Source organism: Flavobacterium indicum GPTSA100-9 = DSM 17447 (assembly GCF_000455605.1).
Classification (GTDB): domain Bacteria; phylum Bacteroidota; class Bacteroidia; order Flavobacteriales; family Flavobacteriaceae; genus Flavobacterium; species Flavobacterium indicum.
Window position 1 is genome coordinate 2378811 of record NC_017025.1, and the last position, 16275, is coordinate 2395085.

Here is a 16275-nt window from a genome sequence, read left to right on the forward strand (position 1 = left end):
AAATAAAAATTAAAAATAGAAACAAAAAGGGTTTTCTTTCGAAAACCCTTTTTTATTACATCATCATAAAACGTCTACCTTCTTTTTTCTCTTTACTGTCAAACATATGAATTTTATAGGTTATAGAGAACATGACATAACGTTTTAAAACCACGTTTTCTTCATCAGTTATAGCTGTTTCTGAAACCGTTCTTCGATTACTTTGATTTTGATTCAATAAATCATATACTTTTACTTTTGCTAAGAATTTATCTTTATAAAACGAATACGCCAAACTGGTATTCCATAAATAGAAATCTTTCTTGAATCCAGAACCTAAGTTTGAATTATAATTGTATCCAAAATCATTACCAAAGGTCCATTTTTTTGGCCAAAAAGTGGTTATTTGTACATTTAATTTATGTGTGTAAAAATTGGTTTTATCAAGGGTATAATTATTATAATTTACAAACTGCTTATTAAAATTATAAGATGGAGAAATCGTTATTTTATCCGTCCATTCATATGTAAATCGGGCATTTGGTCCAATTGAATAAGTAGAACTCGTAAACATATCACCATTTACAAAGCCTTTATCATAACTAAAATTATTATTTAAACGCAATTCATATCTATAATTCATTTTTTCTTTTTTGATCGATTTATTCCAATAAATTCCAAACCAAGCGTTATTGGTTCCACTAACATTAACATAAGTGGTATTTCGTTTTCTATTTTGATCAAATACTGAAATAGAAGTAACTTCCGATTCGTTATAATTAATACCCGACCAAAATCCGTAACCCGAACGCGTAGCATAATCATAATCGCGATAAGATAAATAAGCCGAATGTGTTTTATTGATATTTAAATCGGCATTCCCAATAATGGTATTTAATGGATTGGATAAGTTTTCAATAGGTAATAGTTGTGTAGCACTTGGCACATTATAATTCAAATAATAATTAAACCAAATATTTTTTGATTTACTAAACTTATAACTTCCATAAAAATTTGCTTTAGGGAGCATAAAATTTTTGTCTAATCGAGTGGCAATTCCTAAATAATCTGAATTATTGACGTTGTTAATAGAAGTGGTACCTAATTCAATATTGAAATTATATTTCGATTTATTCATACTTACACCTGCATAAGTGTACAACTCATTGGTTTTCGATTGATAGGCTGCCGTTAACAAATCATTTTGAGCTGAGTAGGCATTAGTTGTAGCATCAAAATCGTATGTCTCATTGACATTTTGGTTATATGAATGATTGAATTGTGTTCCTAATTTCACATTCAACGAGTCTGTAATAGGTTCTAAATATTCAAAAGTTGCAATATAATTATCGAATTTAGTTTTGGATTTGCTAATTTGATCTCGAATATCTGAAGGATCGGTCGATTGATAAAAATTGGTTTGAGAATTAATTTTTGAACGATCTTCGTTTGAATTATTTTCATTGTCTAAAACTAACGAAACACTTCTCCCCTTTTTTCTAAAAGTTTTAGTTAAAGTTGTTGTATTTTGAAAGGCTTTATTGGTGGATTCAGTATAATTTTTGGATGTAAAATCATTTAACAGCGTTCCATTTTCATAAGAAGCACTTTTAGAATCGCTATAATTCTTTCTGTCGTTTTGACTTATTTTAGGTTCAAAAACGATTGAAAAAGTAGAATCAATTTTTACATCGGCAGTGAAATCGAAATTATTGTATTTGGTATCGGTTTCAGTATCCGAATTGGAATTGGTTGTAAATGTCCCCGTAGGTAATAAATTGGTTCTATTTGTTTTATTTGAATTTTTATTATTAGTACCCGAATGGAAAAAGCTACTAGAAAAATCTACTTTTTTAAAGTATTCATCGGAATAATTAGCCCCAATTAAATTCGACTCGGTAATTCCATTACTTGAGCCAAAATTTTGACCATTATACCAATAACTCCCATCGTTATTTACCCAAAGTTTGGAACCGTTTCTCCCGCCCCCCATATTATCAAATACTTCATCCATTGAAAACCCAACTGAATTAATATTATTTGCAGAAGCTAATACACTTACTTTTGTTTTGTTTTTAAAATAATTGATAATTCCACTGGATTCATACCTTTTATCCGTACCATATCCGCCCATTGCTTTTCCAAAGAAACCTTTATTCTTTTTTTCGTCAATGGTTAAATTAATACTGGCATTATTAGATGCAGCATTCGTTCCGGTTTTTTCTTCTTTTTTGGTTTTTGTATCCGTAACTTGGACTTTATTAATCATGGTGGAAGGCAAGTTTTGCAAGGCTACTTTACCATCTTTATCAAAAAATGGTTTACCATTCACTAAAATTTGGTTGACTTCTTTTCCATTCACTGTAATTTTACCATCAGCATCAATTTCAACACCTGGTAATTGTTTCAATAATGATTCCACATTAGCGTCGGGTCTTAATTTAAAAGAGGCGGCATTAAATTCTAAAGTATCTTTTTTAATACGGATTGGTGGTGCTTCCACATTCACCACAACTTCTTCAATTTGTGCGTCTTGTTCTGCTAATTCAATGGAACCTAAATCAATATTGGAATCAATTGTTTCAAATCGCTTTTTAAAAGTTTCTAATTTAATATAGGATATTTTCAAGGTTGTAGCCGAATTTTGAGGTGCTACTTTTAACTCGAATTCTCCTTTTTTATTAGAAATTGTATATTCTAATACAGCAGAATCTTTTTCACGAGTTAAATAAATGGTTGCTGATTCTAAAGGAACATTTGTTGTTTTACTAACCAATTTACCTTTAAAAGTATATTGATTTTGAGAAAAGGAAAAAAATGAACTTAATAAAATAAGAGCGAATAAAAAATTTTTAGACATAGTGTAAATAAAAAAAGTAATTTCAATGCAATATTAAAACTACTTTTTATAAAATTTATTGTACAAAATGTTAATTTTTATTTTTGTCTAAAATAAATATCAATTGGTACGCCACTAAAATTGTAATGCTCTCTCAATTTATTCTCAATAAATCGTTTGTAAGGATCTTTAACGTATTGAGGCAAATTAGCAAAAAACACAAACTGAGGTGTTGGTGTTGGTAATTGCATACAATATTTAATTTTGATGTACTTACCTTTTAAAGCTGGTGGTGGATAAGCTTCAATAATAGGGAGCATTAATTCGTTGAATTTAGAAGTAGCTACCCGTTGTTTTCTATTTTCAAAAACCTCAACAGCTGCTTCTAATGCTTTTAATAAGCGTTGTTTTTCTTTAGCTGATACAAATAAAATGGGCACATCTGTAAAAGGAGCAATTTCTTCTCTAATTTTACGTTCATAATCTCTTGCCGTCATGGTATCTTTTTCAATTAAATCCCATTTATTTACTAAGATTACAATACCTTTTCTATTTTTTTCGGCTAACCAAAAAATATTTTGATCTTGACTTTCAAATCCACGAGTAGCATCAATAACCAAAATACACACATCCGCATGTTCTATAGCACGAACTGAACGCATAACTGAATAAAACTCTAAATCTTCTTTTACTTTAGCTTTACGTCTTATTCCTGCTGTATCCACTAAGTTAAATTCAAATCCAAAACGGTTGTATTTGGTATCAATGGCATCACGAGTTGTACCCGCAATATCCGTTACAACAAAACGATCTTCACCAATTAAGGCATTGATAATAGATGATTTTCCCGCATTTGGTCTTCCTACAACTGCAAAACGAGGTAAAGGATTTTCTTCCTCTTCTACTTCAGGCAATTCAGGTAATACTTCCACTAATTTATCAAGTAAATCACCCGTTCCACTACCATTCATACCACCAATGGCAAAATATTCACCTAATCCTAAATTATAAAATTCAAGGGCATCATTTGTACGCTTAGCGCTGTCCACTTTATTAACTACTAAAATTACTGGTTTAGTAACCTTACGTAGTAATTTAGCGACCTCTTCATCCATTGGTGTAATACCTTCTTCCACATCAACCATAAATAAAATAGCATCTGCTTCATCAATGGCTAATTCGACTTGTTTACGAATTTCTCCTTCAAAAATATCATCCGAGCCTTTAATGTAACCACCCGTATCAATAACCGAAAACTCTTTTCCATTCCATTCACTTTTTCCATAATTTCTATCACGAGTTACACCACTCACAGAATCCACTATGGCATCTCTACGTTTAATTAATCGATTAAAAAAAGTGGATTTACCCACATTTGGTCTTCCTACTATGGCAACAATATTATTCATAAACTTTTCTTCAAATAATTTGCAAAGGTACTATTTAATATTGTATTATCAATTTTTTTACTATATTGTGCTAAGTATTTTAAAAAGAAAGTTTTATGGAAGCACAAAATGACATTCGACTTCGTTTACGATTTTATAAAGATGTTCCTGAAAACAAAGAACGCATTAGAGATAAATTTGTGGCTTATAAAAAAATAATGTCTACAGATTATTTAATGAAAATTAGAGACAATCATATTCAATTTACTGTTTCGGGAGAAAAACACAGGTATTGGTCTCCCCATTTAACTGTTGAATTAGAGGATTTAGAAGGCGCTGAACATTCTGGCACACATATACGAGGGTTATTTGGACCTGCACAAACATTATGGACCTTCTTTATTTTTTTACATTTTATTTTAGCAGGCACTTTTTTAACCTTTGCCATGTTTGCCTTTAGCAATTACACCTTAAAAAGACCAATGACTACAGATTTTATCGTTATGGGATTAATGCTATTTTGTTGGATTCTTTTGTACTTTATTGGACGGCAAACAAGAGAAAATGGGTATAGTCAAATGGAGGAATTAGAAGCAGAATTCAATAAAATAATTCAATAAAAAAATCCCGATTAGAAAGTACTAATCGGGATTTTTTTATTTCTGATTGTATCCAAATCGTTTCAATTGATAGGCACTATTTCGCCAATCTTTATTTATTTTCACAAAAAGTTCTATATGAATTTTTTTGGCAAAAAACTGCTCTAAATCTTCCCTTGCTTGCATTCCCACTTTTTTCAAAGCCGCTCCTTTATGTCCAATAATGATTCCTTTTTGTGTTTCACGCTCTACCATAATAACCGATTTAATTCGGATAATGTTCTCTTCTTCTTTAAACTCTTCTGTTTCCACTTCACATGAATAGGGAATTTCTTTATCGTAATTCAAAAGGATTTTTTCTCGTATCGTTTCATTCACAAAAAAACGCTCCGTTTTATCAGTTAATTGATCTTTAGGATAAAAAGGTGGCGATTCGGGAAGTAACTCTTTAATTCTATTGTAAACCGTTTCTACATTAAAATTTTCCAAAGCAGAAATAGGATAAATTTCAGCATTAGGAACTTTTTCTTTCCATAATTGCACTTGTTCTTCTAATAATTCTTGGTTGGATTTATCAATTTTATTTAAAAGCAATAAAACTGGAACTTTTGCATGAATTATTTTAGTAAAAAAAGCCTCATCTTTTAATTCCTTTTCGCCTACTTCAACCATATAAATTAATATGTCAGCATCAGTAAAGGCTGTTTTTACAAAATCCATCATCGAAGATTGCAACTCATAAGCCGGTTTGATGATTCCTGGTGTATCTGAAAATACAATTTGATAATCCTCCTCGTTTACAATTCCAAAAATTCGGTGACGTGTAGTTTGTGCTTTACTTGTAATAATAGACAAACGTTCGCCTACCATGGCATTCATTAACGTTGACTTTCCAACATTTGGGTTACCAATTATATTTACAAAACCTGCTTTGTGTGACATAAAATTTATTTTTTGCAAAGGTAAGGAATGAAAATCATTAAATCTTTTCTAAAAAAACTAAATTAATTTTAAATTCTTTGCCGTCTGAATCAAAGCTTCATCGCTAGCTTTATTACCAGTTAATTCTCTTTTCAAAAATGCTTTTCTTTTTTCAATAGCACTTAAAGACAAATCAATATAATTAGGAAGGTCTTTTGTTTTTTTACCTTCTGCCAAACACATTATTATTTTAATATCAAATTCATCTAAAGATAAATTAGATTTTAAATAATCTTGAATTACCTGAACAATTGTGGGACTTTTATAAATATCTCCTTCAATAACACTTTTCATTATTTTAGGAAATGTGTTAAAATTAATATCATTTTTAGAAATAAAGCACTCGGGATTAATCGTTTTAAACACATTATTAATTAAAAGCGTTTCCTTATGCATAGTTAACATTGCTAATTTACAATTAGGAAACAACTGCCTGATTAATTTCGCTACACCTGACCCATCCATTATTTTCTCTTTTTCATAAGGCGGTAAGTTATAATCTACAATTGCAAAATTTAAATCCTCATTAGACTTTTTTAGCATATGCAACATTTTAAAAGCTTCCTCACAATTAAAGGTCTTTCTAAAAACGGGGTTATCGACTACTTTATTCAAAGTCAATAAACTCTGATAACCATCAACTGTCATTGGATGGTCATCTACTATTAAAATGTTGTAATTTGAAGTCATATATAAACCGTAATTCTTTATAAAATAAACCGTATTTAAATTCTGAAATGATAAGTAACTTGCATCAAAATTAAACTTTTCTGTGCAATACTCCTACATCATAATAGATTCAGAAAATAAAGTTATAGAAAAAAAAGAATTTTTAAACTCTTTTAACGAATTATTGTGCTTAGGAATTTACAATGATTATGATGCTGCTTTTAATGCTATTTTAGAAAGAAAGCCCGATTTAATTTTTTTCAATTTTAACGAAGATATTCCAATTTCATTATTGTCAGAATTATTAAATTACAGCGACAACACTCCTTATGTAATTGGCATTAATGCGGAAGAAAGAGCGGCTTATCAAGCAATTAAACATAACATTTCAGATTTTATGTTGTTTCCTTTAAAAGAAGCAGAAATTAGAAAGTGTATTTTAAAATTTTTAAAAGCAACAAAAAAAAAGAAATTAGAAAAAATATGCGTTAAAACGAGTGGCGATTACAATTTCATTAATTTAAGCGATATCTTATTTGTCAAAGCCGATAACAACACTACTGATTTTTACTTAAATACGGGCAAAATTATTACCGGATTTAAGACCATGAAACATTATGAAAGTGCATTACCTTTCTATTTTTTCAGAATTCACAATAGCTACATTGTCAATATCAATCATATTAGTCGAATCAATGTGAGCAAATCAAGTGTCTTTTTAAACAATGACCATCAAATCCCTTATTCAAGATCACATAAAGACACTATTGACATCATTATTGATAAAATTGAAAATTAATTTTTTTTTCAATCACTTTCAATTTAATACCAACTACTAGTACAGAACCACCAATTACTATATCTAGCTAAAAAACAGTACTTTACAAATAGTATTTAGCTAGATTTGCATAGTACAAAAATAACAATGAAGCTTCATAATCGTTTGTAAAAGGGAAAATTACAAACCAATTTTCGAAACAACAATCCCTGGTTGTCTCGAATCAATTTCTTATCAAATAAGAAAAAATGTAATTAATCAATTTCTAAAAAAACAAAATTATGAAAACTAAATTAGCATTTATCGCACTTATCAGTGTAACAGTATTTTCTTGTTCAACTGATGACTTACAAGTTGAAAATCCAACTTTTACAAAAAATAACTTGAAAATTAATTCAATTTCAGAAACTGAAAATATGTCTAACACAATGAGAGAAGATGATTCAGTTAATAAAAATCAGGATACAACATTTGTAATTCCAGATCCAATTCCTGTAATTGGCGATCCGCTTAAGCCTAAAGGAAAAGATTAATTTTATATATTTGAATAAAAAAACTATTGAATAAGTTATATTTTATTTTAGGACTAGTGATATTTCTTTTTTCATGCGAAAAAAAGGAAAGTGAATATGATTTTAGTAAAAATAATATACTAGAAGATTACAACTATAAAAAGTTATCTAAAACAAAAAAGGAAAAGTATTTAGATTCAATTTTTAAAAATATATCAACAAAAAATGATTCTATTAAAATTAATTTATTATTCAATATTGCTTCAGAATATTATTTTTTAGATTTAAATAAAAAATATTTAAAAGTATCCAGAGATATTTTAAAATTAGCAATACAAAAAAAAGATTCTTTCTCAATTGGACGTGCTTATTATTATATTGGTGATGCTTATGAATTTAAAAAAAATGACAGTGCTTATTTTTATTATAAAGAATCAGAAAATATTTACAGAAAAACAAAAGATTTAGGTAGACTTGCTAAAGTGTATTATAATAAGGCCCATTTATTATATTATGAAAGCAATTTCATTGAAAGCGAAAAACAAGTTTCAAAAGCTTTAGTATGTCTTATAAATTCAAATAACTATGAATTATTATACATGTGTCATGCCTTGCAATTCGGAAATTTATTAGAATTGGAAGATTATGAAAATGCATATAGTTATTATAAAAAAGCGAAAATTTATCTTGACAAACAAAAACAGAAAAATGCCAATTATTCAAATTTTGAAAATTATTCAACATTACTTGCAAATGATTTAGCAACTTGGTATGTAAAACAAAAAAAATACAATGAAGCCGTATACACTTTAAACAAAATTGTCAATGAAAACTTAAGAAAAAAAAATCCTTATTTATATGCTGTTTTGTTAAATAATCATTCGACAAACAAGATGAAAGCAAATATTTTAAAGGATGTTGAAAAAGAAAAGCATTATTCTCTTAAATATTTTACTGATAATAATTTAGAGAAAAATAATGTCTATGTTTTTAGTGATTTAGCTGATTATTATCTAATTAAAAAAGATACCGCTAAGGCAGTAAATTTTTTATATCAAACTCAAAAGTTAGCGTATAAATATGAAATTGGACAAGAAATCTTAAAATCTTTAAATACATTATCTAAAATAGATATAAAAAACAAAGATTATTATAAAGATAAATATTTACAAACCAATGATAGTATTTCGAAAAAACAAAGAATAAGTAAAGAAACATTTTCGAGAATTGAATACGAAACATCCAAAGTTGAAAATGAGAATAAGGTATTAACCAAGAAGAATTTATTTTTATTAATTAGTTCAATAGGTATAGGATTTATTTTGTTATCAATAATTTTTTACAAACAAATTAAGGCTCAAAAAAGAGAATTCATTTTACTAGAAGAAAAGAAAAAAGCTGAAAAAGAAATTTATCAACTATTTCAAGATCAACAAATAGAAATGCTTCGTATGCGAGAAAGAGAACAAAACAGAATCGCAAAAGAATTACACGACGGTGTTATGAATCAAATTTATGGTGTACGCTTAAATCTAGGAATGCTAAATGGATTTGATGAAGAGGAGATAAAGGAAAAAAGATTGTATTATATTGAAATGTTGCAAAAAATAGAGGGCGAAATTAGAGAGATTTCACATGATTTACATGGCGAAAATAAATTTGAAGAAATTGATTTCAAAAGTATATTGGAAGAATTAACGCATTCACAAAATAATTTATCCAGAACAATATTTGAAAGCGAAATTGACCCAACCATTTCTTGGGATGCTATTTCTAGTATTATAAAAATCAACATCTACAGAATTGCGCAAGAATTATTTCAAAATACGCTTAAATATGCTAACGCAGCAAAATGCACTTTTAAAATAACACAATCGGAAAATGAATTACTAATTGAAGTAAAAGATGATGGTGTTGGATTTAATTCAGATGAAGCAAAAAACGGAATTGGATATAAGAACATCCGGGAAAGAATTGGAACTATAAATGGAACTATTAAATTAAACTCTGAAATAAATAAAGGAACAGAAGTAACAATAAAAGTATTAATTTAATCATATTTTTTCAACCATTCCCAGGCTGCTTTTTTTACCCATCCTTGTTTCATTTGATGGGTAACCTCTGAGATAAAAAACTGGTCTGGATTATTAGTTACTTTTTTTATTTTCTCATTCCATTGTTCAATAGATTCTTCTGTTTTTACTAGCCAAACAGAACCAAAGAGTCTGTAATAAGAATTGGCAGATTTTAACACGTTGAAAAGTGAATCATAATCTGATTTAACATTTAAAATATCATATGTAATAATAAATACTGACATAAATAATTTAAAAAATCCAAAACCATAATCTACAATAAAACCCCAATTTTATTCTTAAATTATTTTATTAATACTAAATAAAAAAATTACTACCCCTAATTTTTTCAAAAAAACCCAAAAAATTAAAATAACTTTTTGATTATGATTTTGGATACTGCTAAATTAGGTATTCGTAACAAGAACATATTACGGTTTTTTAAATTATTATTTACGGTTTAATTTTATTTTACAATATTGTTTTTTTGTATTTAAATAAAACAAGCACCACTTTAACGAAATAAAAAATATAACTGATGAAAACAAAGAAATAAAAATTGTTTTTGTTATAAAAATTATAGTATCAAAATGCTTTTCTCCGTTAAAAATAAAGAAATAGGAATTTAATAGTAAAAATGAAAGAAGTAAAATTGAAAAAAAAAATAAAATAAATAAATCATCTAATACATTCCATTTTATTCCATTTTTATAATTAAATGTTAACTCTCTAAAAAAATAAATATTAAATTATCAATTTTGATTTTTAAGAATAAGTCATTTTAAAAAAATGGCTTATTTTTTATACAACTATTTTGATGAAAGATGCAGACTGAATAAGTTTTTACTTTTTAATCCAAAAATATATTTCTTACTAATTAACGCGTTTTACATATTTATTCACAATATATTCACTCACAGGCTTTAATGCCTTTCCTGTTTCAGGATGTACACCATGAGTATTAAAAAATTCGGGCTTTCCTTCCACTTTACAATACCATAACACCGCCTTTCCATTTTTAAAAAAAGTAGTGGTATCCGAAACCTCTATTTTAAGTAATTGACTTTGATGCTCATCGAATGGGATGCTTTCATTACGGTACAATAATCCCTGTTGTTCATTTTCATTGGTACAATCCACAACCTCATAATGATTTTTTTGCCACTGCATACATTGTGGTTCAGGTGCCAGTAATGTTTTTGCTGTAAAACCTATAGAAGTTAATCCAATTAAACCTAAAAATCCAATAGCAATTTTCTTCCTTATTTGTGCTGTAGGTAGTGGTTTTTGAGGCGCTTCTACTTCAAGTATTTCTAATCCCATATTAGATTTACTAGTTGCTATTTTATCTTCTTTTTCCAAATTAATATCTGAAACTAAAAACAGACTAAATGGACGATATTCATAATTAACCAATATTGCTATTAGATTTAATGAATTTTGACTAGTTGATTGAGATTTTCCATTCAAAAAATTACAAATCTTTTTTAGTTTTTCTACATCAATAGTTTCAATAGCTTTTCTTAATTGAATATCGGGCTTTGTTTTAAAAAACAATTCAAAAACTTCTTGATCTTTTTTACACAGTCCTTTATCATGAAGAATCAAGCATAAATCTCGCAATTGAGCAGGAGAAGGTTTTAGTAGAAAACCAGAATAAACCTTACTTTTTTCAACTTCATATTTGCTTCTTACGGCAAGAATGTAATCATCAAATGTTTTAGCCATAACGGAATTTTTAAGCATTTATCAGTATTCTTTGGAATTACCAGAATTATCGGAATTCCTTATAAACACTCACACAAAAACGCAATTCCTTTGATTCAGAATCAGTTCTTGTTTTAACTAGCTATTGAAACAAATGTACAAAACTGATTTCAAAAAAGTGTTGCTATACAGAACCGAATTTTTATTCGGGAAGTATAAAATGAACGTTCTGTAGTGGCACACTTTCACTTCCCAAATACAAAAAAGGCCGGAGTTTCTCAACTCTAAAAACCGACTTCGGAATAATTCCGAACAGCCAAAATTATGTTCAATTTAAATTTTAAAAAAATGAAAAAATATGTATTCATCGCTTTCGTAGCATTAAGTAGTTTTGCCATTTCATGTACAACTGATAAGGATTTCCCAACTTCTAACTCCAACGCAAAAATTCAAAAATTGGATAATACCTTATTGCAAAAAGAGGGCGACACCATTGCAGAAGGTGATACAGGTGGTCAAGGAGGTTCCACACCAATAAAACCCCCTAAACCATAATTCATAATTTATTCTATTTTACATTTTGAAATAGATTTCTTAATTTCGGGAAATGATACTAAAAAAAGTACTTTTCCCGATTTTAATTTGTATGCTCTTATTTTCATGTGATACAGACATTTTATCACAAAAAAAATACGATGAATATACTAGCAAAGGAAATGATTTATTTAAAAAAAATCAGTTTGATTCAGCCTATGTGTATTTTGAAAAATCTAAGTCTTATTCTTCTAAAGTAAACAATGAAAACACAATCATTTATCCTCTATTAATGCTTTCAGAAATTCAAAGATTAAAAAATGATTATCATGGATGTGAAGAGAATTTAACTGAGGCTTTAAAATACGTTACAGCAACTACAGACAGAAGTTATTTAATATTTATGTATAACAACTTCGCTTTATCCTACTCAGAATTAGCGGATTATAAAGAGGCCTTAAAATATTACAATTTAAGTCACAAATTAGCCACCACTTTAAAAGCTAAATTAATTATTCAAAATAACATTGCTTATAACTACTTAAAGCAAAATAAATTTACGGAAGCCAAAAAAGTATTAAGCGCTATAAAGGATAATGACTCCCTTAAAAACGACACGATTACCTACGCCCGAGTTTTAGACAATTTGGGATATACTCAATTTAAATTAAACGAATCGAATGGTATAAAAAATTTATTTGAAGCTCAACGCATTAGAAAAAAAAGTAAAGATGAAATTGGACTAACTGCTACCTCCATGCATTTAGCAGAATATTACAGTCAATCTAACAAGGATACTGCAAAAGCATATGCAATTCAAGCATTAAAATTCGCATCAAAAATTAAAAACCCTGATGATAAAATTGAGGCATTACAATTTTTAACCAAATTATCAGATGGTAAAAATGCCAAAGACTATGCTCTACAAACTTTCACATTAACTGATAGCTTAGTGAAAGCAAGAAAAGTTGCTAAAAATCAATTTGCAAAAATAAAATACGATTCCAAACAAGCACTTAACGAACTTGAAAAACAAAAGCGTCACAAAGAATTTTTAATTTTAGGAATTATTTCCCTTTTTGGAATTGGATTATTTGCTTATTACAAAATCAAGAAAAGAAACCACAAAAAAATTAGAGAAACAGCTTATCAAACAGAAACTCGAATTGCAAAAAAACTGCATGACGAATTAGCAAATGATGTCCACAATACTATTGCTTTTGCTGAAACACAAGATTTATTAAATCCTAAAAACAAAGATACTTTATTAGAAAACTTAGAAACTATTTACAACCGAACAAGAAATATATCTAACGAAAATAAAGACATTGACACCGGCGAATTATATCTTGAAAAATTAAAAGCCCTACTTGCGTCATATAATTCGGCCGATCGAAACGTCATTGTAAATGTAGCTGCTTTTCATCAAATAAAAACGTCTAAAGAAGTAAAAATTGTAGTGTATCGAGTATTGCAAGAATTAATGGTTAACATGAAAAAACACAGCCAATGTACCATAGCGAGTATTACTTTTACAACGAGCAATAAACAGTTACAAATTAACTATTCTGATAACGGAATTGGTACGGATAACTTAATAAATTTAAAAAATGGTCTTCAAAATGCGGAAAACCGTATTCTTTCTATTAATGGAACACTTACTTTTGACACAGCACTTAATAAAGGGTTTAAAGTTAAAATTCAGATTCCAAAACCATAACCTATGTTTAAAAAAGTTTTAATAGCAGAAGATTTCGACAGTATTAATATTGCTGTAAAGCAAACTCTAGAATCACTGGGCGTAGAAGAGATTCAATACGCAAAATATTGTGATGATGCATTATTAAAATTTAAAAAAGCCATACAAGATAATGCCCCTTTCGATTTACTAATTTGCGATTTATCTTTTGTTGCTGATTATAGAAAAGTGGAAATACCTTCAGGTGAAAAACTCATTGAAGTGATTAGAACCTTGCAGTCTGAACTCAACATAATTGTTTATTCCGTTGAAGATAAAGCCTATACAATAAAAACACTTTTCAATACACACAAGATAAATGCCTATGTACACAAAGGACGCAATAGTATTAGCCAACTTAAAACAGCTATTGAAACCTTACTTTATGGCAAAACATTTATTTCTCCCGAATTAGCACACACTTTACAAGACAAAACAGGCAAAGAAATTGACAATTACGACATTACTTTACTAACGCACCTTGCCAACGGTGTGGCTATTGAAGACATGGAAGGGTTATTTAAAAAATTAAATATTACTCCAAATAGCAAAAGCACTATTGAAAAACGTGTAGCTAAACTCAAAGATTACTTCAAAGCGAGTAACAACATTCACTTAATAGCTATTGCCAAAGATTTAGGCATCATCTAATTTTTTCACTATTAAATTAAAAAAAACAATCACTTTACGGATTCCCGTAAGGAATACATTTTTATTGGGTTTAAGTTTGGAAAACAAATTTTAAATGAAAAAATAACTATGGAAACTAACCAAAAAAAAATGTCACTGGGTAAAAAAGTATTAATAGGCTTTGGAGTATTAATCTTCATAGGATTTTTATCGAATTTGAGTAAAGATGAAAAGAAAGAGCATTTAAAATCATCAAGTGAATCAACAACTACAATTCCTAATAATGAAATTCCAGAAGTTGAAATATTAAAACATAATGCAACTTTTGAAGAAAGAATGAATACATATACAATACATTGTAGAGTTAAGAACAATACTGATAATTTAATTGATTATTTAGATATTAAAGCTACGTTTTATGATAAAGACCGAAATATTGTTGGAACAGGTTTTGGTAATGCTGCAAATCTTGCAGGTGGCGCAGAAAAAACTATTGATGTAATAGGATTGGATATTCAAAATTGTGAAAAGTATGAAGTTCAAATCGATAATTTATTTTAAACCATGGAACTACAAACACAACTCAAATCTTTAGCTGATAAAATCAATCAGTTAAAAGATAAAATTGAAACCGAGGAATCAACAAAGCATGCTTTTGTATTGCCATTTATTAATCTTTTGGGCTATGACACGTTCAATCCCACAGAAGTTGTACCAGAGTTTACTGCCGATTTAGGCTTAAAAAAAGGAGAAAAAGTAGATTATGCTATTATTCAAAATGAAGAACCAATTTTAATTATTGAATGTAAAAATTGGAAAGAAAAATTGAGCGTGCATAGTTCGCAATTGTTTCGTTATTTTCATGTGTCAAAAACTCGTTTTGCCTTATTGACGAATGGTATTCAATATCAATTTTTCACTGATTTAGACGAGAAAAACAAAATGGATGAAAAACCATTTTTTGAATTTGATATTACCAATTTAAAAGACAGTGCAGTAAACGAGATTGCTAAATTTCATAAATCGAGTTTTGATGTCAATAAGATTTTAGACAATGCCAGTTCATTAAAATACATTAAAGAAATCAGAAAACAAATCGATGTAGAGATTCAGAATCCATCCAATGAATTTGTTAGACATTTCGCTTCAAAAATCTATAGCGGAAGATTAACAGAAAAAGTAATCGATGAATTCACTGAATTAGTTCAAAAAGCATTTGGTCAGCTCATTGGTGAAAAAATCAACGAAAGATTGCATTTTGCGCTTAACAAAGAAGTTATCATTCAAGAAAAAGACCAAATTGAAGAAATTGAGCAAAGCAAAGTCGTTACAAGTGATGAAGAACTAGAGGCGTACAGAATTGTAGTTGCTATTTTAAGACGAAAACTGCCAACGCATCGAATAGTTTATAGAGATACACAATCCTATTTCGGAATTCTTTTAGATGACAATAACCGAAAACCTTTATGTCGTTTACACCTAAATGGAGGTAAAAAATACATTGGTTTATTTAACAACGATAAAAACGAAACGCGCCAGCCCATAGAAACCATTGATGATATTTATTTGTTTGAGAAAGAGTTGTTGGAAACGGTTGGGTTGTATGAAGTGGAATAATTATTAATTTAAATTTTATAAATCATGAAGTATTACGTAAACAACAAAGCACAATCAACTGGAGAGCACGAAGTTCATACAGCTAACTGTAATTATTTACCAAGTGATAAAAAGTATCTCGGTGAATTTAATAATTGTAATGACGCAGTAAAAGAAGCAAAGAAAACATATTCAAAAGTTGATGGATGTTATTGGTGCTGTAATTCTTGTCACAAAAAATAAATTGATT

Annotated in this window: 16 protein-coding genes; 10 read left to right on the plus strand and 6 right to left on the minus strand. The window is 28.5% G+C overall.

Features of this window, described 5'->3' with window-relative positions; translation table 11 throughout:
• Positions 1-55: 55 nt before the first annotated feature.
• Positions 56-2839 (minus strand): outer membrane beta-barrel protein, encoded by a 2784-nt coding sequence (locus tag KQS_RS11010; protein WP_014389263.1) that lies wholly within the window; start codon positions 2837-2839, stop codon positions 56-58.
• 77 nt (positions 2840-2916) lie between these two features.
• Positions 2917-4227: a ribosome biogenesis GTPase Der gene (der, locus tag KQS_RS11015; RefSeq protein ID WP_014389264.1), complete on the minus strand. Its 1311-nt coding sequence runs from the start codon at positions 4225-4227 to the stop codon at positions 2917-2919.
• A 95-nt stretch (positions 4228-4322) separates the two neighbouring features.
• Here der and KQS_RS11020 point away from each other — a divergent pair, with 95 nt between their 5' ends.
• Positions 4323-4826 (plus strand): hypothetical protein, encoded by a 504-nt coding sequence (locus KQS_RS11020; protein ID WP_014389265.1) that lies wholly within the window; start codon positions 4323-4325, stop codon positions 4824-4826.
• A gap of 36 nt (positions 4827-4862) precedes the next feature.
• Here KQS_RS11020 and era read toward each other — a convergent pair whose 3' ends face one another.
• Together era and KQS_RS11030 are read right to left on the minus strand one after the other, a co-directional pair.
• Entirely contained in the window at positions 4863-5747 is an 885-nt protein-coding gene (gene era, locus KQS_RS11025; protein WP_014389266.1) for a GTPase Era, read from the minus strand.
• 57 nt (positions 5748-5804) lie between these two features.
• The gene (locus KQS_RS11030) at positions 5805-6476 is read right to left on the minus strand and encodes a response regulator (protein ID WP_014389267.1); all 672 of its coding nucleotides are present in this window, start codon (positions 6474-6476) and stop codon (positions 5805-5807) included.
• 82 nt (positions 6477-6558) lie between these two features.
• Between KQS_RS11030 and KQS_RS11035 the strand changes: the two genes are divergently transcribed.
• From KQS_RS11035 to KQS_RS11045, 3 genes are all read left to right on the plus strand, one after another.
• Positions 6559-7254, plus strand: a complete 696-nt coding sequence (locus KQS_RS11035) for a LytR/AlgR family response regulator transcription factor (RefSeq protein ID WP_014389268.1) — start codon at positions 6559-6561, stop codon at positions 7252-7254.
• Between the two features lie 260 nt (positions 7255-7514).
• The gene (locus KQS_RS11040) at positions 7515-7766 is read left to right on the plus strand and encodes a hypothetical protein (protein ID WP_014389269.1); all 252 of its coding nucleotides are present in this window, start codon (positions 7515-7517) and stop codon (positions 7764-7766) included.
• Positions 7767-7792: 26 nt separating this feature from the next.
• Positions 7793-9799 carry an ATP-binding protein gene (locus tag KQS_RS11045; protein ID WP_014389270.1) on the plus strand — a complete coding sequence of 669 codons (2007 nt, stop codon included), beginning with the start codon at positions 7793-7795 and terminating at the stop codon, positions 9797-9799.
• Here the strand turns inward: KQS_RS11045 and KQS_RS11050 are convergent.
• Together KQS_RS11050 and KQS_RS11055 are read right to left on the minus strand one after the other, a co-directional pair.
• Entirely contained in the window at positions 9796-10065 is a 270-nt protein-coding gene (locus KQS_RS11050; RefSeq protein ID WP_014389271.1) for a hypothetical protein, read from the minus strand. The two genes, KQS_RS11045 and KQS_RS11050, sit on opposite strands and share 4 nt — an antisense overlap.
• A 628-nt stretch (positions 10066-10693) precedes the next feature.
• Positions 10694-11548, minus strand: coding sequence for a hypothetical protein (locus tag KQS_RS11055; protein ID WP_014389272.1), 855 nt, complete (start codon positions 11546-11548; stop codon positions 10694-10696).
• A gap of 327 nt (positions 11549-11875) precedes the next feature.
• On the opposite strand from KQS_RS11055, the gene KQS_RS11060 reads away from it, so the two are divergent.
• The 6 genes from KQS_RS11060 to KQS_RS11085 all read left to right on the plus strand — a co-directional run bounded on the left by KQS_RS11060 (position 11876) and on the right by KQS_RS11085 (position 16268).
• The gene (locus tag KQS_RS11060; RefSeq protein ID WP_014389273.1) at positions 11876-12082 is read left to right on the plus strand and encodes a hypothetical protein; all 207 of its coding nucleotides are present in this window, start codon (positions 11876-11878) and stop codon (positions 12080-12082) included.
• Positions 12083-12134: 52 nt separating this feature from the next.
• Positions 12135-13781 (plus strand): tetratricopeptide repeat-containing sensor histidine kinase, encoded by a 1647-nt coding sequence (locus KQS_RS11065; protein ID WP_157868423.1) that lies wholly within the window; start codon positions 12135-12137, stop codon positions 13779-13781.
• A 3-nt stretch (positions 13782-13784) separates the two neighbouring features.
• Entirely contained in the window at positions 13785-14450 is a 666-nt protein-coding gene (locus tag KQS_RS11070; RefSeq protein ID WP_014389275.1) for a helix-turn-helix domain-containing protein, read from the plus strand.
• A gap of 108 nt (positions 14451-14558) precedes the next feature.
• Entirely contained in the window at positions 14559-14990 is a 432-nt protein-coding gene (locus KQS_RS11075; protein ID WP_014389276.1) for an FxLYD domain-containing protein, read from the plus strand.
• Positions 14991-14993: 3 nt separating this feature from the next.
• Positions 14994-16046: a type I restriction endonuclease gene (locus KQS_RS11080; RefSeq protein WP_014389277.1), complete on the plus strand. Its 1053-nt coding sequence runs from the start codon at positions 14994-14996 to the stop codon at positions 16044-16046.
• A 24-nt stretch (positions 16047-16070) separates the two neighbouring features.
• The gene (locus KQS_RS11085; protein ID WP_014389278.1) at positions 16071-16268 is read left to right on the plus strand and encodes a hypothetical protein; all 198 of its coding nucleotides are present in this window, start codon (positions 16071-16073) and stop codon (positions 16266-16268) included.
• The last annotated feature ends 7 nt before the right edge of the window (positions 16269-16275 follow it).

Bases quoted from the DNA above. Each gene is read 5' to 3' on its own strand.
- KQS_RS11030 (WP_014389267.1), bottom strand. From the start codon at position 6,476: ATGACTTCAAATTACAACATTTTAATAGTAGATGACCATCCAATGACA.
- KQS_RS11080 (WP_014389277.1), top strand. From the start codon at position 14,994: ATGGAACTACAAACACAACTCAAATCTTTAGCTGATAAAATCAATCAG.
- KQS_RS11055 (WP_014389272.1), bottom strand. From the start codon at position 11,548: ATGGCTAAAACATTTGATGATTACATTCTTGCCGTAAGAAGCAAATAT.
- KQS_RS11040 (WP_014389269.1), top strand. From the start codon at position 7,515: ATGAAAACTAAATTAGCATTTATCGCACTTATCAGTGTAACAGTATTT.
- KQS_RS11050 (WP_014389271.1), bottom strand. From the start codon at position 10,065: ATGTCAGTATTTATTATTACATATGATATTTTAAATGTTAAATCAGAT.
- KQS_RS11010 (WP_014389263.1), bottom strand. From the start codon at position 2,839: ATGTCTAAAAATTTTTTATTCGCTCTTATTTTATTAAGTTCATTTTTT.
- KQS_RS11075 (WP_014389276.1), top strand. From the start codon at position 14,559: ATGGAAACTAACCAAAAAAAAATGTCACTGGGTAAAAAAGTATTAATA.
- KQS_RS11070 (WP_014389275.1), top strand. From the start codon at position 13,785: ATGTTTAAAAAAGTTTTAATAGCAGAAGATTTCGACAGTATTAATATT.
- KQS_RS11085 (WP_014389278.1), top strand. From the start codon at position 16,071: ATGAAGTATTACGTAAACAACAAAGCACAATCAACTGGAGAGCACGAA.
- era (WP_014389266.1), bottom strand. From the start codon at position 5,747: ATGTCACACAAAGCAGGTTTTGTAAATATAATTGGTAACCCAAATGTT.
- KQS_RS11020 (WP_014389265.1), top strand. From the start codon at position 4,323: ATGGAAGCACAAAATGACATTCGACTTCGTTTACGATTTTATAAAGAT.
- der (WP_014389264.1), bottom strand. From the start codon at position 4,227: ATGAATAATATTGTTGCCATAGTAGGAAGACCAAATGTGGGTAAATCC.
- KQS_RS11060 (WP_014389273.1), top strand. From the start codon at position 11,876: ATGAAAAAATATGTATTCATCGCTTTCGTAGCATTAAGTAGTTTTGCC.
- KQS_RS11065 (WP_157868423.1), top strand. From the start codon at position 12,135: ATGATACTAAAAAAAGTACTTTTCCCGATTTTAATTTGTATGCTCTTA.